The sequence below is a fragment of the Deefgea sp. CFH1-16 genome (genome assembly GCF_016881365.1).
In the GTDB taxonomy this organism is placed as follows: Bacteria; Pseudomonadota; Gammaproteobacteria; order Burkholderiales; family Chitinibacteraceae; genus Deefgea.
Genome location: NZ_WLYT01000001.1, coordinates 3,189,481 through 3,212,779 on the forward strand (window position 1 = coordinate 3,189,481; position 23,299 = coordinate 3,212,779).

The 23,299-nt window shown below is 48.0% G+C and carries 19 protein-coding genes and 3 pseudogenes; 8 read left to right on the forward strand and 14 right to left on the reverse strand.

All coding sequences use genetic code 11. The features are described from left to right. Positions 1-5: 5 nt before the first annotated feature. The 4 genes and pseudogenes from lolD to GKO28_RS17410 all read right to left on the reverse strand — a co-directional run bounded on the left by lolD (position 6) and on the right by GKO28_RS17410 (position 5,790). Positions 6-680: a lipoprotein-releasing ABC transporter ATP-binding protein LolD gene (gene lolD, locus GKO28_RS17395; protein WP_182077226.1), complete on the reverse strand. Its 675-nt coding sequence runs from the start codon at positions 678-680 to the stop codon at positions 6-8. Beyond that, positions 673-1,916 (reverse strand): annotated as a pseudogene (locus tag GKO28_RS17400) (lipoprotein-releasing ABC transporter permease subunit). The gene lolD and the pseudogene GKO28_RS17400 overlap by 8 nt, the downstream one beginning before the upstream one ends. 109 nt (positions 1,917-2,025) lie before the next feature. Further along, complete coding sequence (gene adhE / locus GKO28_RS17405) at positions 2,026-4,662, reverse strand: bifunctional acetaldehyde-CoA/alcohol dehydrogenase (RefSeq protein WP_182077227.1); 2,637 nt, start codon at positions 4,660-4,662, stop codon at positions 2,026-2,028. A 372-nt stretch (positions 4,663-5,034) separates the two neighbouring features. Further along, positions 5,035-5,790 carry a hypothetical protein gene (locus GKO28_RS17410; protein ID WP_182077228.1) on the reverse strand — a complete coding sequence of 252 codons (756 nt, stop codon included), beginning with the start codon at positions 5,788-5,790 and terminating at the stop codon, positions 5,035-5,037. 146 nt (positions 5,791-5,936) lie between these two features. Between GKO28_RS17410 and GKO28_RS17415 the strand changes: the two genes are divergently transcribed. From GKO28_RS17415 to GKO28_RS17425, 3 genes are all read left to right on the forward strand, one after another. Then, entirely contained in the window at positions 5,937-6,623 is a 687-nt protein-coding gene (locus tag GKO28_RS17415; RefSeq protein ID WP_182077229.1) for a hypothetical protein, read from the forward strand. Further along, the gene (locus GKO28_RS17420; protein WP_182077230.1) at positions 6,565-7,020 is read left to right on the forward strand and encodes a class I SAM-dependent methyltransferase; all 456 of its coding nucleotides are present in this window, start codon (positions 6,565-6,567) and stop codon (positions 7,018-7,020) included. The genes GKO28_RS17415 and GKO28_RS17420 overlap by 59 nt, the downstream gene beginning before the upstream one ends. Positions 7,021-7,228: 208 nt before the next feature. Beyond that, on the forward strand, positions 7,229-7,432 hold the full coding sequence (locus GKO28_RS17425; RefSeq protein WP_182077231.1) for a RepB family protein: 204 nt from the start codon (positions 7,229-7,231) through the stop codon (positions 7,430-7,432). On the opposite strand, the gene GKO28_RS17430 is transcribed toward GKO28_RS17425, so the two are convergent. Beyond that, positions 7,429-8,349, reverse strand: a complete 921-nt coding sequence (locus tag GKO28_RS17430) for a tRNA-dihydrouridine synthase (RefSeq protein ID WP_182077232.1) — start codon at positions 8,347-8,349, stop codon at positions 7,429-7,431. The genes GKO28_RS17425 and GKO28_RS17430 overlap by 4 nt on opposite strands. A 163-nt stretch (positions 8,350-8,512) precedes the next feature. Here GKO28_RS17430 and GKO28_RS17435 point away from each other — a divergent pair, with 163 nt between their 5' ends. From GKO28_RS17435 to dapD, 5 genes and pseudogenes are all read left to right on the forward strand, one after another. Then, positions 8,513-9,100: a LexA family transcriptional regulator gene (locus GKO28_RS17435; RefSeq protein WP_173534158.1), complete on the forward strand. Its 588-nt coding sequence runs from the start codon at positions 8,513-8,515 to the stop codon at positions 9,098-9,100. Positions 9,101-9,158: 58 nt separating this feature from the next. Continuing rightward, positions 9,159-9,986, forward strand: a complete 828-nt coding sequence (gene queF / locus GKO28_RS17440) for an NADPH-dependent 7-cyano-7-deazaguanine reductase QueF (RefSeq protein WP_182077233.1) — start codon at positions 9,159-9,161, stop codon at positions 9,984-9,986. Between the two features lie 9 nt (positions 9,987-9,995). Beyond that, positions 9,996-10,472: a peptide-methionine (S)-S-oxide reductase MsrA gene (gene msrA, locus GKO28_RS17445; RefSeq protein ID WP_282099362.1), complete on the forward strand. Its 477-nt coding sequence runs from the start codon at positions 9,996-9,998 to the stop codon at positions 10,470-10,472. A 136-nt stretch (positions 10,473-10,608) separates the two neighbouring features. After that, a pseudogene (gene dapC, locus GKO28_RS17450) lies at positions 10,609-11,813 on the forward strand (succinyldiaminopimelate transaminase). A 111-nt stretch (positions 11,814-11,924) separates the two neighbouring features. After that, positions 11,925-12,746, forward strand: coding sequence for a 2,3,4,5-tetrahydropyridine-2,6-dicarboxylate N-succinyltransferase (dapD, locus tag GKO28_RS17455; RefSeq protein WP_173534154.1), 822 nt, complete (start codon positions 11,925-11,927; stop codon positions 12,744-12,746). A gap of 115 nt (positions 12,747-12,861) precedes the next feature. Here the strand turns inward: dapD and rpoS are convergent, their stop codons facing one another. From rpoS to rmuC, 9 genes and pseudogenes are all read right to left on the reverse strand, one after another. Further along, the gene (gene rpoS, locus GKO28_RS17460; protein WP_182077234.1) at positions 12,862-13,821 is read right to left on the reverse strand and encodes an RNA polymerase sigma factor RpoS; all 960 of its coding nucleotides are present in this window, start codon (positions 13,819-13,821) and stop codon (positions 12,862-12,864) included. Between the two features lie 7 nt (positions 13,822-13,828). Next, positions 13,829-14,803, reverse strand: a complete 975-nt coding sequence (locus GKO28_RS21995; RefSeq protein ID WP_182077235.1) for a peptidoglycan DD-metalloendopeptidase family protein — start codon at positions 14,801-14,803, stop codon at positions 13,829-13,831. 39 nt (positions 14,804-14,842) lie between these two features. Continuing rightward, the gene (locus GKO28_RS17470) at positions 14,843-15,472 is read right to left on the reverse strand and encodes a protein-L-isoaspartate(D-aspartate) O-methyltransferase (protein WP_182077522.1); all 630 of its coding nucleotides are present in this window, start codon (positions 15,470-15,472) and stop codon (positions 14,843-14,845) included. Between the two features lie 20 nt (positions 15,473-15,492). Beyond that, positions 15,493-16,236: a 5'/3'-nucleotidase SurE gene (gene surE, locus GKO28_RS17475; protein ID WP_182077236.1), complete on the reverse strand. Its 744-nt coding sequence runs from the start codon at positions 16,234-16,236 to the stop codon at positions 15,493-15,495. Positions 16,237-16,299: 63 nt separating this feature from the next. Beyond that, complete coding sequence (locus GKO28_RS17480) at positions 16,300-17,178, reverse strand: DMT family transporter (protein WP_247646622.1); 879 nt, start codon at positions 17,176-17,178, stop codon at positions 16,300-16,302. 115 nt (positions 17,179-17,293) lie between these two features. Further along, the gene (locus tag GKO28_RS22480) at positions 17,294-17,767 is read right to left on the reverse strand and encodes an SRPBCC family protein (protein WP_307839058.1); all 474 of its coding nucleotides are present in this window, start codon (positions 17,765-17,767) and stop codon (positions 17,294-17,296) included. Then, positions 17,742-18,434 carry an aromatic ring-hydroxylating dioxygenase subunit alpha gene (locus GKO28_RS22485; RefSeq protein WP_307839059.1) on the reverse strand — a complete coding sequence of 231 codons (693 nt, stop codon included), beginning with the start codon at positions 18,432-18,434 and terminating at the stop codon, positions 17,742-17,744. Before GKO28_RS22485 ends, GKO28_RS22480 begins: the two co-directional genes overlap by 26 nt. 229 nt (positions 18,435-18,663) lie before the next feature. Further along, positions 18,664-21,250: pseudogene (gene acnB, locus GKO28_RS17490) on the reverse strand (bifunctional aconitate hydratase 2/2-methylisocitrate dehydratase). A 473-nt stretch (positions 21,251-21,723) separates the two neighbouring features. Then, positions 21,724-23,250: a DNA recombination protein RmuC gene (gene rmuC, locus GKO28_RS17495; protein WP_247646623.1), complete on the reverse strand. Its 1,527-nt coding sequence runs from the start codon at positions 23,248-23,250 to the stop codon at positions 21,724-21,726. Positions 23,251-23,299 lie beyond the last annotated feature (49 nt).

The following is a 23,299-nucleotide window of genomic DNA, read 5'->3' on the forward strand; positions in this document are numbered from 1 at the left end:
TGTTGCTAGCTCAATACCCCAAAGTCTAAACGCAGTGAGCGATCACAGCGCGCGGCCAATTCAGTGTCGTGGGTTACGATCACAAAGCCAGTGCCACTCTCTCGAGCCAATTCCAGCATTAAGTCAAACACCACGCCGGCATTTTTGCGGTCCAAATTGCCGGTCGGCTCGTCAGCCAATACGCAGGCGGGCTGGGTCACCAGTGCTCGCGCAATGGCGGCGCGTTGGCGCTCGCCGCCCGAAAGTTCGCTCGGCTTGTGGTGCCCACGATGACCAAGGCCGACTTTGTCGAGCATGGCTTGCGCTTGCGCTAGGGCGGCGACCTTGTTCATTCGGCGAATAAATAGCGGCATGGCCACATTTTCGGCGGCGGTAAACTCGGGCAATAAATGATGAAACTGATATACAAATCCCAGCTGATGATTGCGCAATAGTCCGCGCTCAGTTTCATTGAGCAAAAATGGATCTTGTTCCAGTAGGCGAACTTCACCACTGGTAGGGGAGTCAAGCGCACCAAGGCAGTGTAGTAGGGTGGATTTGCCCGAGCCCGAAGCGCCAATAATCGCCACGATTTCGCCACGATTCAGTTCGAAATTTACCGCACTTAATACTGGTGTTTGCAGTTGGCCAGACAGATAGGTTTTGCTGAGGTTTTTTGCTGACAAAATTACATTACTCATAGCGTAGCGCCTCCGCTGGATTAACTCGCGATGCACGCCAGCTGGGGTAAAGCGTTGCCAATAGCGCCAATAACAATGAAATGACGCCGATGCTGATCACATCGTTGGCGATGATTTTGGATGGCAACTCGGTGATCAAATAGACATCGGCAGACAGAATCTGCGCGCCGATGATTTTTTCAATAAAGGGGACGATGGTGCCAATATTGGCGGCGACCAATACGCCACCCGCGACGCCAGCCGCAGTGCCGATAAAGCCGGAAATCGCACCATTAACTAAAAATATTTTCATAATCGAAGTCGGTGACGCGCCCAGTGTTCGCAAGATGGCAATGTCCGCTTGTTTGTCAGTCACCAGCATCACCAGGGTTGATACCAGATTAAACGCAGCGACAGCGACAATGAGCGTCAAGATAATAAACATCATGCGTTTCTCGATTTCAACGGCGCGAAAATACGTCGGGTTTTCTTGGCTCCAGTCGGCAACAATCAGCTCAGGTAAGGTGCGGTTGATTTCTCGTGCCACTTCACGGGCTTTAAATAAGTCGTCGATCTTGAGGCGTACGCCGCTGACTGCATCGCCGGTGCGATATAGTTTTTGCGCGTCGACCAGATGAATCATCGCCAAATTGGCGTCATACGGGTAGTAGTCCGCTTTAAAAAATGCCGCCGACGGTAAACTGTCGCATGCGCGGGAGTAGTCCGGCCGGCGTGACTTGCCCTTGTGGGGTGATGAGGGTGACTTTGTCGCCCACGCCCACGCCGAGCTCTTGCGCTAAGGCCCAGCCTAGCACCACATTAAATTGCCCTTGTTGCAAGGTGTCTAGCCGACCGCTAACGATTTTTGTCGGCTAACTCGCTCACTTTAGGTTCGAGCTCAGGGTTGATGCCGCGCACCAAAACCCCTTTGACTTGGCTGCCATTGGTGAATAAACCTTGCCCCATTACATAGGGTGCAGCGCCTTTGACGTGTGGATTTTGCGCACTGATTTTTGCTGCCGCATGCCAGTCTTGCAGGCTGTTTTCGGGGCTAGAGATCGTAATGTGCGAGGTCATGCCGAGCATGCGATTGCGTACTTCTTCTTGAAATCCATTCATGACCGACAAAACAATAATGAGCGCGGCAACGCCAAGGGCAATCCCGAGGATTGAAACCAAAGAAATAAACGAAATAAAGCCATTGCGCCGCTTGGCGCGGGTGTAGCGAAGGCCAATTAATAATTCATACATGCACAAGCGACCGGTTTTTTTGGTGTGGGTGGGCAGTTTACCATGTGGACGCACAATCCTCCGACAGCAAAAAGCCCGCTTTTGCGGGCTTTTTAAGGTTAAGGCAAATTATTTCTTATTTGCTGGCTTTGACTTCAGCGACTACGCCGTATGTTTCTTTGTAGGCGCGGCCGTAGTAGCTGTCGATTAGCAGTTGTTTCAATTCGCTAATCAATGGGAAGCGTGGGTTGGCACCGGTACATTGGTCATCAAACGCTTCTTCAGCAATGCGGTCAACACGAGCCATAAAGTCAGCTTCGTTAACACCCGCGTCTTTGATCGACATTGGAATGTTCAATACTTGTTTGAGTTCATCCACCCAAGCAATCAAGCTTTCCATTTTTTGGTCGTCGTTTTTGCCAGCCAGACCCAAATGCTCAGCGATATCAGCATAACGGCATTTAGCTTGTGGGCGATCGTATTGGCTAAATGCAGTTTGTTTGGTCGGAATGTCGACTGCATTGTAACGGATCACGTTGCTGATCAATAGGGCGTTGGCTAAGCCGTGCGCCAGATGGAATTCAGCGCCCAGTTTGTGCGCCATTGAGTGACAAACACCCAAGAATGCGTTGGCAAATGACATGCCGGCGATCGTTGCTGCATTGTGAACTTGTTCACGTGCTTTAGGATCGTTCGCGCCATTGATGTATGACGATGGCAGGTATTGCTTAAGTAATTTGAGCGCTTGCAGAGCATGCGGATCAGAGAACTCGTTCGCCAATACCGATACATAGGCTTCAAGTGCGTGGGTTACGGCATCAATACCACCAAAAGCAGTCAACGATTTTGGCATGTTCATCACCAAGTTTGAATCGATGATGGCCATGTTTGGTGTGAGTTCGTAATCGGCAATTGGGTATTTCATGCCAGTTACTTCATCGGTTACCACGGCAAATGGCGTTACTTCTGAACCAGTGCCCGAAGTGGTTGGAATGGCAATCAATTCAGCTTTAATGCCCATTTTTGGGAAAGTGTAGATACGTTTACGGATATCCATAAAGCGCAGCGCCAAATCTTCAAAATGAACTTCTGGGTGCTCGTACATAACCCACATGATTTTTGCGGCATCCATTGGTGAGCCGCCACCGAGCGCAATAATGACATCAGGTTTGAAGCTGTTGAGCATCGCCACGCCTTTGCGAACAACGGCCAAGGTTGGGTCGGCTTCAACTTCGTGGAATACTTCAACTTCTAAACCTTGTTGTTTTAGTACGCGGATGGTTTCATCGCACATGCCGTTATTGAACAAGAAATGGTCGGTAACGATGGCTGCGCGTTTTTTGCTGCCACCCAATTCTTTCAGTGCAATCGACAAGCTGCCACGACGGAAGTAAATGCTTTTTGGAAGTTTGTGCCACAACATATTTTCAGCTCGCTTCGCAACAGTTTTCTTGTTGAGTAAGTGTTTTGGGCCTACGTTTTCAGAGATCGAATTGCCGCCCCATGAACCACAACCCAAAGTTAGCGATGGTGCTAATTTAAAGTTGTACAAGTCACCAATACCACCTTGTGAAGAAGGCGTATTAATCAAGATACGGGCTGTTTTCATTTTGTCGCCAAAGTAGGCGATGCGTTCAGCTTGCAAATCTTGGTCGGTATAAAGTGATGAAGTGTGGCCAATGCCACCCAAAGCCACCAGTGCTTCAGCTTTAGATACCGCATCAAAGAAGTCTTTAGCGCGATACATGGCCAAAGTAGGGGAGAGCTTCTCGTGAGCGAACTCTTCTTCTTCGCCAACTGAAGTCACTTCACCGATCAATACTTTGGTGTAAACCGGTACTTTAATGCCGGCCATTTCAGCGATCTTGATTGCAGATTGACCAACGATATTGGCGTTTAGGCCGCCGTTAACCAAAATCACTTTACGAACTGCTTCGGTTTCTTTTTTGCTTAAGATGTAGCCGCCGTTTTGGTTAAAGCGCTCTTTAACTTGTTCGTAGATGCTATCCACAACGATAACTGACTGTTCTGAAGCGCAAACCACGCCATTGTCGAATGTTTTTGACATCAAGATTGAAGCAACTGCGCGTTTGATGTCGGCAGTTTCATCGATAACAACTGGGGTATTGCCTGCGCCAACACCAATAGCAGGCTTGCCAGAGCTATACGCTGCTTTAACCATGCCTGGGCCACCGGTCGCCAAGATTAAGTTCAAATCTGGGTGTTTCATTAGGTGGTTTGATAATTCAACAGTTGGTTCGTCAATCCAGCCGATGATGTCGCGCGGTGCGCCGGCAGCAATGGCTGCTTCTAGAACGATGCGTGCCGCAGCGCAAGTTGATTTGCGGGCACGTGGGTGCGGGCTAAATACGATACCGTTGCGGGTTTTCAAAGAAATCAAAGCTTTGAAAATGGCAGTTGAAGTTGGGTTGGTCGTTGGTACGATACCGCAGATAATCCCGATTGGCTCAGCAATTGTCATTGTGCCGAAAGCATCATCCACTGACAGAATGCCGCAAGTTTTTTCGTCTTTGTAAGCATTGTAGATATATTCAGAAGCAAAGTGATTCTTGATGACTTTGTCTTCAACAATGCCCATGCCCGTTTCGGCAACTGCCATTTTAGACAGTGGCAAGCGTGCATCGGCAGCGGCCAAGGCAGCAACACGGAAGATTTCATCGACTTGTTCTTGCGAATATGTGGCAAACAATTGCTGTGCTTTTTTTACCCGAGCGACCAGTGCATCAAGTTCTTGTACATTAGTAACAGTCATTAGGATCTCCGTATATTTCAGTAGGTGTTGGTGTTTCTATAAATTATGCACTGATTTTATTTACTGGGCACTAAAGCTTTGCCAGGTAAATAAGCGTAACTATAAACATTGTTGGTTGGACAAAATCGCTATAGCTGCTGTGGCATGAATTTCTATGTCGCTAGAATAAACGTCTACCGAATGACGTTGTTTGATATTTGTCATGTTTTTTACTGTGTATCTACATATGTTCGCATAATGTATATTATGTAAAGTAAAGTAGATGAAGTTCATCAAGGCCGCGCAAGCGCTGGGTTTGTTGTGTGTTTTGGTGTGTATTCCTTTGTTGGTATGTCCCATTCTATCTCGCACTCAAGTCCCCTCCTCGTGCAACTACGTGTTGAAACAATCGTCGTACCAGATTTTGCTAAGTTGATTGTATTGGTCACGCAAATATTGCGTTGAGTTCGCTCTTTGTTGTGCACGAATTCGTTCGCGCTCGGATTCGATATTTTTACAGTATGGTGAGTTACGCTTTGATTCGTTGTTGATTCGCGCAATTGCTGGTTTGTAGGGGTCGGCCGATGTGGACGTTGCATTGGTTTGGAATGCATCAGCCCTAGAATGCTGCAATTCAGATGTAGAAAGCACTTTTACTGGTGTTAGGCCGTTATCTAAACAATTACTTGCCTGATAAACGACGCGACCTTCGTCGGAGAGGCATTTCACCACTTGCGCTGAATTTGCCACTGCGGGCTGGTGGTGGTTGATTACTATCGTGCGGCTGGACGGATCTGAGTGCTGAACTTCTAGTGTTGAGTCTAGGTCTTGTGTATTTTCTGCGTAAGCATCCAAGGTTTTTCGGTTGGCGGCGATGATTTTACGGTTAGCTTCGTCGATGGCTTCGCCCTTTTGCGCTTGCTCGGCCAGATATTTGGCGTCATCACGAATAAGCTCAACCTTATTGCCGTCGATTAAGAATGTGTAATGCGGTAAAACGTCCGCGCGGTAGGCTCCCAAAAGTGCGGCGCTCAATATGCCAGCAAATACAATAATCGGCAGGATTCGATTGGGTTTGCTTGGCTCATGACCCGCTCGGTCGTCGATGTAGTTCATTGTTGGTTTGCTCGGAGATGTGCGATTAGTCATAGGCTGACACAAATGCTCGAGTATGAATACAGCAAATCGGGGCATTGTAGGGCTTTTGGGTCTGGGTGCGGCAGGTTTTGTCTTGAGCTGCTAGAATTGCGCCTCGAACAAGATCGCTCGATCTGTAGCCCTATAAAGAAAACTTGATGTCTGCTGATTTATTGCCCTCTGCGCCTTTTGTTGCGCTTAATTTGCAACGCTATCCCGTTAAACACGCCAAAGATTTGCAGGCATGGGATGCTGCAGATGCCTATTTGGCTAGTTTTATTCGTAAAGACGCTGCACTGGTTTTGCTTAATGATAGTTTTGGTGCTCTGCATGCAATGGCGATTCAATGTGGCGTTGCCGCAGTCTTGCATATTAATGATTCGTGGTGTTCACGGTATGCGATCGAAAAAAACACTCGTGCAGAATTGATTGACTATGTAGGGCAAGTAACGACTTGCGCGCTGGTCAAGTTGCCAAAATCATTGTCTATGCTTGAGGCGCAACTGCTTCAGTTAGCCAACGGGATAACGATGCCGGTTGAAGTGTATTTTTCCGGTATGCAAAAACACGTGAGCAATGGGCATTTAGCGTTAATCAAGCAGTATTGTGATGATGTTGAATATTTGCCAACACAGCGCAAAGCCAGAATGTATCGCGCTAATTTGCGACCCAGCCAGCTGCGCATACAGCCCTATAGCCAGTCAGTGCCTGAGCTTGATTTGATCTTGCAGAATGTGGCTGGGGTTTTTGCCGAGCAAAAAATAGACATCGGGTCACGATTTTTTATTGAGCACTTTTTCGCAGTTGCCAGCGGCAAAAACAGTGGCCGATGTCGGTTGCGGTAATGGCTTGTTGTCTTTGGCTTATCATCAGCGTCATCCTGATGCGGCCTTGTATTTGTATGATGAATCAAAGGCTGCTGTTGCGTCGGCACAGCTTAGTTTTGCGGCCAATTTCCCGCAGGCGGCGGTAGAGATTTTGCATCGCGATGGTTTGGTGGGTGTGGCTCAACAGTTTGATTTAATTTTGATTAATCCACCGTTTCATCAGCAAAATACCATTACCACTGATATCGCGATCAGTATGTTTACACAGGCCAAGCAATGCATGCATGCCGACAGTGAATTATGGGTGGTGGCAAATCGCCATTTGAATTATCAAGCCGATTTAAAAAAGCTATTTCGTCGAGTGAGTGTCATGGCACAAAATGCAAAGTTTGTGATTTTAAAAGTGATGCGCTAGGGGTTGGTGTTGCGGGTGGTAATTTTTTAGTTAAAGCCAATCTAAGCTCGTCACCTATTGTCTGAATGTGCGTTCTGCAGGATAATAGAGCGCCATAAATTCGCGACATGTCACACTATGAAGCACCCTGGCGATCAGCATACGCTTGAACTACCTGAAATCCCCTTGTTAAAAAAAACGCGGTCGCCCAGCAATTCATGGCAAGCCGATGAGTGCCGCTGAGCGCAAGCGCCGCTCGCGTTCAATGCAAGTTGGCCGCGCGACGCGCGACCACAACCAACGATTACCCAAAGCGCTCTCAGTCGAGATTGATGCCAGCTTGCATCAGCGCCTAAAGCGGTATTGCGAAGCCAATGGCATGACGCAGATTGAAACCTTAGAGCAATTAATTCAGACTTTGCCAGAGGTTTAGTCGGCTATTCGAACGAGCGCTGGACAGGCTTGTTCGATCTCTTCGGGCAAATTCAAGGTGCGAATTTGCTGAAATAAAACTTCGGCCTCAGGGTAGTGTTTACGTAAGTAGTTGAGCCACTGCTTTACCCTGCCCGCCTGATATTTTGGATAGCAATGCGTTAAAACTTGCTGCCAGAAAATCAAAAACAAAGGCTGCAACTCACTCCAGCTTAAGGTGCGCCCAAGTTTTGCCTCCAAAGCCAAGCCCGGATTGGCGACGATACCTCGCCCCAGCATGATGTCGTCACAGCCTGAGATCTGTTGGCAGCGTTTAAAGTCTTCTAAAGTCCAGATTTCGCCATTTGCTACGACAGGAATGGTGATGTTTGATTTAATCTCTGCAATCCATTCCCAGTAAGCCGGCGGTTTATAGCCATCGGTTTTTGTTCGCGCATGAACCACGACCTCGGCGGCACCGGCGTTGGCAATGGCTTGGGCGCAATCAATCGCTTGAGAGGTATCTTCATAACCAAGGCGCATTTTGGCGGTTACGGGGATATGCCCCGGCGTGGCTTGGCGAACCGCGCTAACAATCTGATAAATAACCTCTGGTTCTTTGAGTAAAATCGCCCCGCCACGATGGCGATTGACGGTTTTGGCGGGGCAGCCAAAATTTAAATCAATACCGTGCGGATTGAGCTCAGCCAGTTTGGCTGCGTTTTCCGCCAGGCATTGCGCGTCAGAGCCTAATAGTTGTACGCGAACCGGTACGCCACTGTTGGTGTGACTCTGGTTATTGAGTTCGGGGGCAATTCTTTGGAAAGTGCGGTACGGTAATACACTGCCACTGACACGGACAAATTCAGTGACGCACAAATCGATTCCGCCTGCGCGCGTTAATACGTCGCGCAACACGCAATCGAGCAACCCTTCCATGGGGCTAATAAAATCCGCACGGCAAACTCAAGCAATAAAATAAAGCGCCATTGTAATCGACTGTGCGCCGCTTGTATGGCTAAGTTATATGCCCTTTCTTGCTTGACAGCAGAACGAACGTTCAATACGCTATAGAGATATAATTGATACTACGAGGTGCGCGATGGCCAACCCCAATCGTGATGCAGAATATCTAGGCAAGCTGCAAGACTACTACGCTGATTATCGCAATATTCCATCGTATTCAGCCATTGGCGAGCTACTCGGCATGGCTTCAAAATCGGCGGTGTCGGCCCTAGTTAAGCGCCTGACTTTGGCGGGTTTTATTGAAGTGACGCCGGATAAGCGCCTGGCACCAACAAAGCGATTTTTTGAGCGTGAATTGGCCGATTTTAATCTACCGGCGGGTTTGCCTGCAGCGGCCAATGATGCGATGAGCGAAGCCATCTCGCTGGATGAATTTTTGATGCCACGACCCGCATCGTCGATTTTGGTAAAAATCAAAGGCGACTCGATGATGGAGGCGGGTATTTTTGATGGTGATATTGCCGTTGTCGAAAAACGCCATGCCGCCTTGGTTGGTGATATTGTCGTGGCGATTGTGGATAATGAATACACGCTTAAAGAGCTGGGTAAGGATAAGACGGGATACTTTTTGATTCCGCACAATAGCGACTACAGCATTATCCGCCCAGAGGCGAGTTTGGAAATATTTGGCGTTATGGTGGGTTTGGTGCGTAAGTACCGATAAAATGCAGTTGATTATTGCCAGCGGCAATGGCCGTTAAACGATTTATGGATGCAAAGCGATGAGTGAAGTCGAGTTTTCGCCGCTAGGAAAAACGAGCGAATATATTACAGAGTATGACCCTAGTTTATTGTTCCCAATTGCTCGTGAGCAAAAGCGGCTAGAAATTGGGATTAATGAAAACCTGCCTTTTTTTGGTGTGGATATCTGGAATGCCTATGAGCTTTCTTGGCTGAATGCCAAGGGTAAGCCGCAGGTGGCGATTGCGAGTTTTCATATCCCAGCAAATAGCCCAAACATTATTGAATCCAAGTCGTTTAAATTATATTTAAATAGCTTTAATCAGACTAAAGTCGATGGTTTTACTCAGCTGAGCGAGTTGTTGCAACAAGATATTTCAGCTGGCGTTGGCGCGCCGGTTCAAGTGAAGTTAACTGAGCCCGCTTTATTTGCACAGCAACAAATGGCCGAACTCAGCGGTTACAATATTGATAACTTGGATCTGGATGTTGATCTTTATTCGCCTCAATCCGGTATTTTGCGCTGTGAAAATACCGAAGCGACCACGACTGAAACACTGACTTCGGATTTGTTGAAATCTAACTGCTTGGTGACTGGTCAGCCCGATTGGGCGAGTGTGCAAATTCAATACACCGGCAAGGCGATTAATCGTGAAAGTTTATTGCGCTACTTGATTTCGTTTCGCAACCACAATGAATTTCACGAACAATGTGTTGAACGGATCTTTGTTGATATTATGCGCGACTGTGCGCCGCTCAAATTGGCGGTTTATGCGCGTTATACCCGTCGCGGTGGTTTGGATATCAATCCTTTCCGCACAAATTTTAATGCCGCTCAACCTTCTAATGCGAGAACGGCGCGTCAATAAGGAAAAATTATGCTTGAGACCATTACTTTAGCTGGCGGCTGCTTTTGGTGTTTGGAGGCGGTATTTCAACGTGTACGCGGTGTTGAGTCGGTGGTTTCAGGTTATATGGGTGGGTATGTTGATCAACCCCAGTACGAGCAAGTCTGTCAGGGCAATACTGGGCATGCCGAGGTGGTGCAGATTGAGTTCGACAATGCTGTAGTTAGTGTATCCGACTTGCTTGATATTTTCTTTGCAATTCATAATCCACGCACCCTCAATCGACAAGGGCATGATGTGGGAACACAGTATCGCTCGGCTGTTTTTGCCAGTAGCGCCGAGCAGCTGGCCGTGACTAAAAACAAAATCAATGCACTGGCACAGCAAGACCAAGGCCCGATCGTGACCGAGCTAGAAATGGCGACTCATTTTTTGGCCCGCAGAAGTCATTCACCACAATTACTATCGTTCAAATTCAAATCAACCCTATTGCGTGGCAGTTGTTGAACCTAAGCTTAAGAAGTTGATGCTCGATTTTGCAGAAAAAATACGCTAAGCCTTGTTTTTGCTGTATCTAGCGTGGCGCAGGGAGCGTGCAAGAGGTTATAATTGCCGTCTTCCCTAACTGCCAAAGAGCCGCGCAATGTCGCCGCGACTAAATTTACTTCAGCCCTACCCTTTCCAGAAACTGCGTCAGCTTTTTGCTACGCTGACGCCGAACAAAGATTTAAAGCCGATTAATTTGTCGATTGGTGAGCCCAAGCATGCTGCCCCCGAGCTCATCAAAGCCGCTTTGCTCAATAATTTATATCAGGTCTATCAAGTTACCCTGCCACGTTAGGTTCGGACGACTTGCGAGCCAGTATTAGTGAATGGCTTGCACGTCGTTACAATATACCGGCTCTTGATATAAACACTGAAATATTGCCAGTTAATGGCAGTCGCGAAGCGCTATTTGCTTTCGTTCAGGCGGCTATTGATCCAACTCGCGATCGTCCGGTGGTGCTATCCCCTAATCCGTTTTATCAAATTTATGAAGGCGCGGCATTGTTGGCCGGCGCCGAGCCTTGGTTCGTCAATTGCACCGCATCGCAGCGTTTTCAGCCTGATTGGGATAGCCTGCCCCAGGCCGTTTGGGAAAGAGTGCAAGTGGTTTTTGCCTGCTCGCCGGGCAATCCGACTGGTGCAGTGGCCTCGCTGGATGATTGGCGGCGTTTGTTTGCGCTGTCCGACCAGTACGGCTTTGTGATTGCATCCGATGAATGCTATTCGGAAATCTATTTTGGTGACAATAAGCCATTAGGCGGGCTTGAGGCGGCTCGTTTGCTGGGGCGTGATTATACGCGTCTGGTGGTTTTTTCATCATTATCAAAGCGATCGAATGTGCCGGGGATGCGCTCAGGTTTTGTTGCGGGAGACGCGCAGATTTTGGCGCAATTTTTGCTGTATCGTACCTATCACGGTTGCGCTATGAGCCCAATGGTGATGGCAGCCAGTGCGGCCGCGTGGCGTGATGAGGCGCACGTAGTTGAAAACCGTAAATTATATGCCGAGAAATTTGCTGCGGTGACCCATGTGTTGCAAGAAGTGCTGGAGGTTACGCTGCCTGATGCGGCCTTTTATCTTTGGGCTAAGGTACCGATGGATGATGAGCAATTTACGCGGGAGCTATTCGAGCAACAACACGTGACTGTTTTGCCTGGCTCTTACTTGGCGCGTGAAGCTCACGGTGTGAATCCAGGGCTGGGTTATGTCCGCATTGCATTGGTTGCTCCGCTTGACGAATGTGTTGCTGCCGCCGAACGAATTGTGCATTACTGCAAGACATTAAGTCATAAACAACGTTAATGCTTGTGCCCTGTTTTTAGGGCTGACATTCAAATGAGCCATCAAGGCTAGTTTGAATGTCGATGTGACTATTGAATTTCTATTGATCTGCCAACCCGAGGACTAATTAAAATGAATCATTTGCAAGCCATTATTGAAACTGCATTCGAAAACCGTGCAGACATTACGCCAAGCAACGTCTCAGCCGATTTACGCGTGGCGGTGAACGAAGTGATTGCCGCTTTGGATCAAGGTCAATTGCGCGTGGCCGAAAAAATTGATGGCAACTGGCTAACTCATCAATGGATTAAAAAGGCAGTATTGCTGTCATTTCGTATCAACGACAATGTGGTGCTAGATGGCGGTTGCACGCAGTTTTTTGATAAAGTGCCAAGCAAGTTTGCGGATTACACTGAAGAAGATTTTCGCGCTGGCGGTTTCCGTGTCGTGCCAAATGCAATTGCTCGTAAGGGCGCTTACATTGGCAAAAATGTCGTATTGATGCCCTCTTACGTCAATATCGGCGCTTTTGTTGACGAAGGCACTATGGTGGATACATGGGCAACCGTGGGTTCATGCGCACAGATTGGTAAAAACGTACATCTTTCTGGTGGTGTTGGTATTGGTGGTGTGCTTGAGCCATTGCAAGCCGGTCCAACCATTATCGAAGACAATTGCTTTATCGGTGCTCGTTCCGAGGTGGTTGAAGGCGTGATCGTTGAAGAAGGTTCGGTCATCTCAATGGGCGTTTATATTGGGCAATCAACGCGCATTTATGATCGTGAAACGGGTGAAGTCACTTATGGCCGTATTCCTGCAGGATCTGTGGTTGTTTCTGGTAATTTGCCGTCTGCTGATGGTAAATACAGCTTGTATTGCGCGGTGATCGTGAAGAAAGTGGATGCAAAAACACGTTCAAAAGTGGGTATTAACGAGTTGTTGCGTGGAATTTAAGGCGACTTGTCATCAATGACATCAAACCCCGAGTTGGCGTTGCTGCTCGGGGTTTTTGTTGTGTGGATAGATGCCGGGATAAATAGTTTGCAGTGCCCAGTTAAGGGGGGGTAAATTACAGGACCACATCACGAGCTACGCCGTAGCGACGCAAAATTCTACGCAACTGATCTAGCGCTTCGATTTGGATTTGTCGTACTCGCTCTCGCGTTAAGTTAAGATTGGCGGCCAAATCTTCTAAAGTACAGATTTCGTAACCATTTAGTCCGTAGCGCCGCTCGATGACCATGCGCTGCTTGTCATTAAGCTGTTTTAACCATTCTTTAACATAACGCTCAACTTCGGCATTTTGTAAAATGGCTTCTGGGCCATCGTGCTGCTCATCAGGGATCGACTCGCCGATCGATAGCATCGGGTCAATATCGAGCGGTGCATCTAATGAAGCGACACGCTCATTCAGACTCATTACACGACGAACTTCTTCTACATCTTTGCCGACCAAGTGGGCAATGTCTTCAATTGCGGGTTCGTGCCCCAAGCTGGCTTCTAAGTGTCGCTGCGCACGTAGGTAAACATTCAACTCTTTAATGACATGCACTGGCAGTCGAATCGTGCGAGATTGATTCATGATCGAGCGCTCAATACTTTGGCGAATCCACCATGTGGCGTAGGTCGAAAAGCGAAAACCACGCTCAGGATCGAACTTCTCTAAGGCATGCATCAGGCCAATATTGCCCTCTTCGATCAAATCGAGCAAAGTCATACCGCGATTGATATAGTGTTTAGCGATATTCACCACTAGGCGCAAATTGTGCTCAATCATTTTCTGTCGCGCAGAAAAGTCGCCCTGCACCACGCGTCGAGATAGCGCGCGCTCCTCGTCAGGGGTGAGCAATTTACTTTGCCCGATCTCATTGAGGTAAATTTGCGTTACATCGCCGGTGCTCTCGGCGGTGTAACGGTCGGTTTCTTCTTTGGCTTCGGTATCGACTTCAGCATCATCCGCATCTGCCTCAATGAGTTCATCATCTTCGTCAGCAAGATCTTCTTCTAAAATATCGATTTGATCGCTCATACAGCCTCTAATTCAACTTGATGTAGTTGCTCGGATCGACCGGCTTACCAAACTTGCGTAATTCGAAGTGCAGCTTGACCTGATCGCTATCGCTATTCCCCATTTCGGCGATTTTTTCGCCTTTTTTTACTAAATCATTTTCTTTAACGAGCAGTTTGCTGTTGTGCGCATAAGCGGATAAAAAGCCATCGCTGTGTTGAATGATGAGCATTTTTCCGTACCCTTTCAATCCGGACCCAGCGTAAACAACCTTACCACTGCCTGACGCAACTATAGATTGCCCCATTTGTCCTTTGATATCAATGCCTTTACTTTCAGCAGAGAAAGTAGAGCTCACCTTTCCTGCTGTTGGTGGGGTCCAAATTGTGGCAGTGGTGTTACTGTCTGCCGAATTTAAGTCCACTGTAGCGCCTGATTTCTCTACGTTTGCTGTCTTAGTGGCCGATGCTGGTGCGCTGGCTGGTTTGCTGATCGTCGCTTTGCTCGGGCTGGAAATATTTTGTTGTTTGGCAACAACAGCTTGCCCTTCGGCACGCAGCGCAATGCTACTTGCTGTTTGGTTGGAATATGGCTCTTTTATGGCCCGAGGATATTGCTGAGTGCTGGCTGGTTTACTTGGGGGCGCACTGACTGCTTCATCGGAAACCAAGGGTCTTATTTCAACACCGGACGTGGCGATGGTCGAATTGGCAGGGCCAAGACGTAATACTTGGCCAATTCTTAGGCCATTTACATCTTCAATTTGATTCCAAGCGACCAGATCTTTGTAAGCAACGCCATTTTCAAGCGCAATACGATAAAGTCCGTCACCCGCTTTAACTGTGTAGGTATTGGTCGCGGGTTGGCTAGTAGGTGCGGCAGGCACGGCGGCTGCAACTGGTGCATTGCTGCGATCAACAATCGGTGCTGGGGTGTTGGGCGTACTGGAGCAGGCGCATAAGACGAGGGTTGAACAAATGGCGCTGTAACGAATAGCACTCACGCGCGTTCTCCTTTTATTTGAGTAAAGTCGGATGATGAATTACGAAATGCCCGGTAGCAATGGGACAAATTTTACTTTTTCCAGCCGGGTTTCAGTAAAACCTTCGTCGAGTCGCTCAATCATTCTTAATTCTTGATCGGCATCGCCAACAGGAAAGACCAAACGACCACCAATATTGAGTTGGTCCATAAGGTGCTCTGGCACAATGGGCGCTGCAGCAGTAATAATAATGGCGTCAAATGGTGCAAGTTCGGGCAAGCCTTTACTGCCATCAGCATGACGCAATCGAGCATTATGCACACCCAGCGTATTAAGTCGATCCCGAGTATTACGCACTAAGCCAGCAATCCGCTCAATGGTATGCACTGTTTTGAAAACCTTAGCCAGAATCGCCGTTTGATAACCGCACCCCGTGCCGATTTCTAAAACTTTATTGTGTTTAGGTACGGCATAGAGCAGCTCTGACATTCTGGCGACGATATAGGGCTGAGAAATCGTTTGCGCAAAGCCAATCGGCAATGAAAAGTCATCGTAGGCCTTGTGCGCAAGGGCTTCATCGACAAAAGCATGCCTTGGGATTTGCCCCATGATGGTGAGGATGTTTTCGTTCGAGATGCCCTGTGCACGCAGCCGCTCTATCATTCTGGTTCGTGTGCGAACGGAGGTCATGCCACTACCTTGCTGCAGCATTATGAATTTACCCACTGAGTCATAAAATCAATTTGTTGATGTGCTGTTAAATCAATAGAAAGCGGTGTGATCGATACGTAGCCATTGGCAATGGCGTCAAAATCGGTGCCACTACTGGCGTCAGCAACTTTACCAATAGGGCCCACCCACCAGATTGGCTCGCCGCGCGGATTTTCATCACGAATGACAGGGGCTGACTTGTGACGTCGCCCCAGTCGAGTGATTTTGGTGCCAGACAATGACTCGTAGGCGATATCGGGTACGTTCACGTTGAGTAGTATGGCGCCACGAAATGGATTTCGAATAAAGCGCTGTACTAAATCATTTGCCACTTGCGCTGCCGTTTCAAAGTGCACTGGATTGTGCGAAGCCAATGAAATTGCAATTGCAGGTATTCCCAGTAAATAACCTTCCGTTGCGGCGGCCACCGTACCGGAATAAATCGTGTCGTCGCCCATATTTGGGCCGTGATTAATCCCAGCTACCACCATATCAGGTAAGTCAGGCATTAAGCCCGTTGCGGCCAAGTGCACGCAATCGGTCGGTGTGCCATTGACGTAAAAAAAGCCAGATGCAGACTGATTGACAGAAAGAGGTCGATCCAGCGTGAGAGAGTTGCTTGAGCCACTTCGATCACGCTCAGGTGCGCACACAAAAGTATCACCTAGCCCGCCTAAGGACATCGCTAAGGCGGCTAATCCCGGTGAAAAATAACCGTCATCATTGCTGATTAAAAAACGCATATTTGATGCCCTTTGGCTGGGAATTTTAATTGCTGTTCATGGTACGAAAAAACATCGACTTGATTACGGCGCTCGGCTTGATCTGGCACCGATTCCCGCTAGTACAATCATCAGCATGGCGACGATAGCCAGCGAAGTTGGCGCATCCGCCCAGACTATCCAGCTGAGTAAGGTAGAAAACAATACTGTTAAATACGACAAGCTGACAATAACCAGAGAACGACCTTTGCGGTAGGCTCGCGTCATAGCCAACTGCGCTACCGTGGCACAGCTGCCCATGCCAAGCACAATCCATGCATCATACAAGCTCGGCCGAAGTAAGGGCTCGGCTTGCAGTAGCATAAAAAGCGCCGCGCCCAATGTCGAAATCAACGAAAAGTAAAATACAGTTCGCCATTCTGGCTCGCCATACTTGCCTAATTCGCTGACATTCATATAGGCCACGCTCGCCAATAGGCCGGATAATAAGCCCATTACACCGCCTAACCATTGCTCGGCTGCAAACGTGGGTTGCAATAAGGTGACGACGCCTAAAAAGCCCAATGCAATACTGCCCAATAATTGCCATTGAGGCCATTTCTTTTGTCGAACGATGGTAATTAATACAAAAAATAGCGGAGAAGTGTAATTGAGTGTCACCGCCATGGGTAGAGTGAGCTGACTAATCGCATAAAAATACAGCATCAATGCGATAAACCCAGCCATGCTGCGTGAAAGGTGCATTTTAAAAATGGGGTAGCTGACTTTGAGCGTTTTACCCTGCGGCAAAATCATTGCCGCAATAAAAATCAACCCTGCTGCGCAGCGATAAAAGACCAATTCTGCCGTACTAAAATCCGTTGAGCCAAGCTTAACGAAGACCCCCATAACGGCAAACGAGAGGCTGGCCAGTATCATCCAAAAAGACCCAGATTCACGGCAGTATGCAATTATTTGCTTCATTAAATCCTTAGGTATATCAATGTGAGCTATGATTTTAAAAGGCTAGCAAAGTATACAGTAGCTTAAATCAAAAAACTGTTGAATAAAAACAAAGGCCGCCGAAGCAGCCTTGGTGTTATTCAATGTCGTGAGTAGGAATGTATCCAGCGAGTTCTCGCCTTAAAAACTGATGAAAATGCCGCATGCCATCTTCCATCGGGCTTTGGTACGGTCCGACTTCATTTCGACCCTCGGCATATAGTGCCTGTCGCCCAGCTTCCATTCGATTAATGATTTCTACGTCTTCGACTGCGGTCTCTGCGTAAGCGGCCTGCTCTGCTGCAATAAATTCAGGCTCAAAATACGCGATGTCTTCTGGATAATAAAATTCGACTACATTTTTATAGCTGCGTGGCCCCGTGGGGATGATGGTCGAAATCACTAGTGTATGCGGATACCATTCAACCGTAATATTGGGGTAATAAGTCAGCCAAATTGCACCATATTTTGGTGTTTTGTCTTCAGAATACCGTTTAACTTGGTGATGCCAATCTTGGTACACCTTAGAGCCGGGCCGAGCCAAGTCATGATGGACGCCAACGGTTTGCACTGATATACCAGTCGCCAAACTCCCACTGGAGTTGATTGCAATCAACAAAACGCCCCAAGCCGGGGTGAAACGGCACAACGTGATAGTCTTCGAGATAGACTTCGATGAAAGTTTTCCAATTGCCTTGGTATTCATCAATAGTCACGCTATGAAAAACATACTGTGAAAAATCTAAGTCTTCACGCACACCCAAGTTTTTTAGGTCGCGTTCAATATCCCGTCCAGATTCAAACAGCATGCCATTCCAAGATTGCAGCTCAGTTTCAGGCAAATGCAAGCATGGTTTTTCGCTAAAGTGGGGTGCACCTAATAATTTACCGTGCTGATCATAAGTCCAGCGATGCAAAGGGCAAACTGTATGTGCTGCATTGCCGCGACCTTCCAGCATGGTGGCTTGGCGATGACGGCAAATATTGGAAAACAGCTTGACGCCCTCATCGGTGCGTTTTAGATAGCGCGCGCCTTGACTCGACTCAAGAACGTGGTAATCACCTGCCGCAGGGACCATGAGTTCATGGCCGATATAGCGTGGACCTTGATTGAAAAGTTGTTTGATTTCTTGCTGATAGAGTGCGTCGTCAAAATAGGCCGCCACTGGTAGTGGTGTCGTTAAATCAAGTGCTGAACTTGATTCTTGTGGCGCAGTTACTGTAGCCAGATTGGACATGTCCAATACCCCCTGGGCTAGAAGGTCTTGCCACTTTGTTCGCCAATATTACCGACGCCCGATGGGTGGGCAAGCCATCAAATGAGAAAAATCAAACCCATGAGTTTGATGCGAAAAAAGGCGCTAATTTTGCCCGATATTCAGGTCTCAGGCAAGAAAAAATCAGTGTGCAATGAAGCGCTTAGCAAAAAAAAGACCCGCAATGCGGGTCTTTTGGCGTAAGCGTCAATTAAACGTTAACTTGATCCGCTTCAGCTTGATACGACTCGATTTGATTGAAGTTGAGGTATTTATAAACTTCAGCGGATTTTGGCGCCAAAATAGCAACGTCCGCCATATATTCAGCCACGGTTGGAATGCGACCCAAGCGTGATGCAATCGCTGCCAATTCGGCAGAAGATAAAAACACATTGGTGTTTTTGCCTAAGCGATTTGGGAAGTTACGTGTTGAAGTTGAAACTACCGTTGCACCCTCACGTACCTGCGCCTGATTGCCCATGCACAATGAGCAGCCTGGCATTTCGGTGCGCGCGCCTGCCGCGCCAAATGTGCCGTAGTAGCCTTCTTCGGTCAGTTGCTCGGCATCCATTTTGGTTGGTGGTGCAATCCACAACTTGGTTGGCAAATCGCGCTTGCCTTCCAGTAATTTACCCGCCGCACGGAAGTGACCGATATTGGTCATGCAAGAGCCGATAAACACTTCATCAATCTTAGTGCCGGCCACTTCAGACAAGATTTTCACATCATCAGGGTCATTCGGGCAGGCCAAGATTGGCTCTTTCACGTCGGCCAGATCAATCTCGATGACCGCAGCATATTCAGCATCCGCATCGGGCTCGATCAGGCTTGGGTTAGCCAACCAGCTTTCCATGCTGGCTACACGGCGCGCCAAGGTTTTAGCGTCGCCATAACCGTTAGCGATCATCGATTTAAGTAACACGATGTTCGATTTGAGGTATTCAGCAATTGGCTCTTCGTTTAGGCGAACCGAACAACCTGCGGCTGAGCGCTCTGCTGAGGCGTCCGTCAATTCAAATGCTTGCTCAACCTTAAGATTTGGCAAACCTTCAATTTCAAGAATACGACCCGAGAAAATATTTTTCTTGCCCGCTTTCGCTACGGTCAACAAACCCGCTTTGATGGCGTACAAAGGAATTGCATTCACCAAATCACGCAAGGTAATACCCGGTTGCAATTCACCTTTAAAGCGAACCAGTACTGATTCCGGCATATCCAATGGCATAACGCCAGTTGCTGCCGCAAACGCCACCAAGCCTGAGCCTGCTGGGAATGAAATACCGATTGGGAAACGGGTATGTGAGTCGCCGCCGGTGCCGACGGTATCTGGCAACAACATCCGGTTTAGCCATGAGTGAATCACGCCATCGCCTGGGCGCAATGAAACGCCGCCACGATTGCGAATAAACTCTGGCAAGGTGTGGTGCGTTTTAACGTCAACAGGCTTTGGATAAGCCGCGGTATGACAGAACGATTGCATCACTAAATCTGCCGAGAAACCCAGACATGCCAAGTCTTTTAGCTCGTCACGTGTCATGGGTCCGGTGGTATCTTGCGAGCCAACCGAAGTCATTTTTGGTTCGCAGTACGTGCCTGGACGAACGCCCTTGCCTTCTGGTAAACCACAGGCGCGGCCGACCATTTTTTGCGCTTGCGTAAAGCCTTTGTTGGATGCAGCTGGATCTTGCGGTAGACGGAAAATCGTTGACGCTGGCAAGCCCAATGCTTCACGCGCTTTTGACGTTAAGCCACGACCAATAATCAAGTTAATCCGGCCGCCGGCGCGAACTTCATCGAGTAATACATCGGTTTTTAGCGCGAAGGTAGTGATCACTTGATCGTCTTTTTCGACTTTACCTTCAAATGGGTAAATCGTGATCACGTCGCCCATATTCAAATTCGTGACGTCGAATTCGATCGGCAATGCACCGGCATCTTCCATGGTATTGAAAAAAATCGGTGCAATTTTACCGCCGATGCAATAGCCGCCAAAACGTTTGTTTGGTACGAATGGAATGTCTTCACCTGTCCACCACAATACCGAGTTTGTCGCTGATTTGCGGCTTGAGCCCGTGCCGACAACGTCGCCCACGTAGGCAATTGGGTGGCCTTTTTGTTGCAAAGCAACGATTTGTTTCATTGGACCAACTGCGCCTGGCACATCTGGGTTGATGCCTTCGCGCGGGTTTTTCAACATGGCCAGTGCGTGCAATGGAATATCAGGGCGCGACCAAGCATCTGGTGCTGGCGACAAATCATCGGTATTGGTTTCGCCGGTAACTTTAAATACCGTCAGTGTCACTTTGGCAGGTACTTCTGGACGGCTAGTGAACCATTCGGCATCCGCCCATGATTGCAATACAGATTTAGCGTTGGCATTGCCTGCGTCGGCGAGTTCTTTAACATCATGGAAGTAGTCAAACATCAACAAGGTGTTTTTTTAAACCCGCGGCGGCGATTTCACCTACTTCGGCATCACCCAACAAATCAATTTGTGGCTTGATATTAAAACCACCCAGCATGGTGCCGAGTAATTCAGTGGCCTTGGCGCGAGAAATCAAAGCACAACTTTCGCGGCCTTGTGCCACGGCAGCCAAAAATGCCGCTTTTACTTTTGCCGCATCATCTACGCCAGCTGGAACGCGGTGCGTAATTAAATCAAGCAAAAAGGCTTCTTCACCTGCAGGTGGATTTTGCAGCAAAGCAATTAAATCGACGGTTTGCTGAACAGACAGTGGCAATGGAGCGATGCCTTGCGCGGCACGCTCAGCGACATGTTGACGGTAGGCTACTAGCACGGCGATACCTTTTTTTGAATTTTAAGGGGGAGTAAAACTTGATCAAAAACAAATCCAGCTCATTTTACCTGTAGAGCAGCACGCTGTGAACTGATCAGTAGCCGAATTTCACCGACTACATTTACACCTAAGCATTGGTCGGCTGATGATTGTTTGTAGCTGAATGAAAAATTTAAGTAACACTCTGAGTGGAATCAAATAGATAGCATGTGAGTTTAGTGCAATATTGACTCTACCAATGTCAGCTTATATGTGGGGTATATATAGCCATACTCTGTATATTAAGCGCCACATGCATATACCTAGCAAATATGCTTTTACCGATTAACTGCGGTCAGCTAAACGGCGATCAATCAGAAAGTCGCTTATTTAAATCTTACTGACCGCAATTACTCATGCCTCGGGATATTCCCCAATAAATCGATTTCTCATCCAGAAAGAAACACCTTCCGCGCAATTTTGTCCGCTTTAAGTCAATGATTGCGCCTGCCGCGTCTTGGCTCACTCGGTTTCAACGGCAATACTAGCACTGGCGCCGCCTCACCTTCAAGGCGAACTTGCTCAATATTGACAAACTGACGGGAAATTTTTTCACTGGTAATGCTCACTTCCAGTGCGTCTTCATGGGCTTGGCGAATATGCGTGGCTAAGTTTTTCATTCGTTTATCAAAGCGCCCAAATTCTTGCCCTAGCTTGCCAAGTGCCTCTTTAATAATGTGCACTTGTTTGCGTGTTTCAACGTCTTTAATCACCGCGCGCGCCGTATTAAGCACTGCCATGAGCGTGGTTGGCGACACAATCCATACGCGGCGTTTCATGGCGTACTCGACTAATTCTGGGTGATAAGCGTGAATTTCAGCAAACACGGCTTCTGCCGGTATAAACATCACCGCGCCGTCTGCGGTCACATTTGGAATGATGTATTTATTAGCAATGTCATCCACGTGTTTTTTAACGTCAGCTTTAAAAAATCGAGTTGCAGTTAACTTATCCATGTCGCTGCCAAACATCCGATGATAGTTTTCTAGTGGAAATTTCGAATCCACCGCAATGGTTCCGGTCGGCTCGGGCAGTTTAAGTAGGCAATCGACTCGAACGCCGCTCGGCAGCGTGGCTTGCAGCTCATAGGTTTGTGCTGGCAGCACATTACTCACCAAATGATCTAGTTGCACTTCACCAAAAGCACCGCGCGAACGTTTATCCCCTAGCAGCTCTTGCAAGCTGACCACATTGGAGGTCAAACCGTCGATTTTCTTTTGCGCTTCATCAATCGTGGCCAGGCGCGCCATCACATTGGCAAAGGTTTCATTGGTTTTTTTAAAGCCTTCATCCAGGCGCTCGGTGACCTTGCCAGAAATTTCAGCCAAGCGTAAATCGGTCGCCTTGGTGAGTTCTCCTACGCTGGCGGTCAGTGTTTGGGAGGATTGCAGCAGAGCCGCCTGTATCTGTTCCATTTCGCGTTTGGATTGTTCTGCCAGCATGGTGGAGAGTTTGAGCAGCATATCTTCGCGTAAAGCATCTTGCTTACCTTGCAGTGCTGCCGAAATATCACTGAGTTGCTTGAGCATTTGTTCGCGAGAGTCGCCAAGGCTGGCGACTAAGGTCAGTCGCAAGGTCGATAGCGCTTCGCTTTGCATCGTTTGCATTCGCACTATGGTTTCGCGGCTTTCTTTCATTTCATGATTGACGCCATGACGCAAACGCTCAAATGATTCACTCATACTGTCACGTAAGCGCTCGCTAGTACGATTGACCGTTTCATTGAGTATGCTGCCATGCTGAATTAACCCCTGCTGCATGGATTCGGTTTGCTTACTCATGCCTTGGTGCAAATCATTGAGCATCTCACGATGCTTATTCTCTAAATCTTGCGTTAAGGTATCGAGTACCTCACGCTGAGTGCTTGCCAATTGATGTAAGCGACTCACCACCAAGATGCCCGCTAATAAAACCACAAGGGTTGTTACTCCAAACAGCAGTTCTAGCATAATGTGGCGCATCCCAATCCAAGAAAACGACGATTGTAGGCTAAGGCATACGATGCGACTA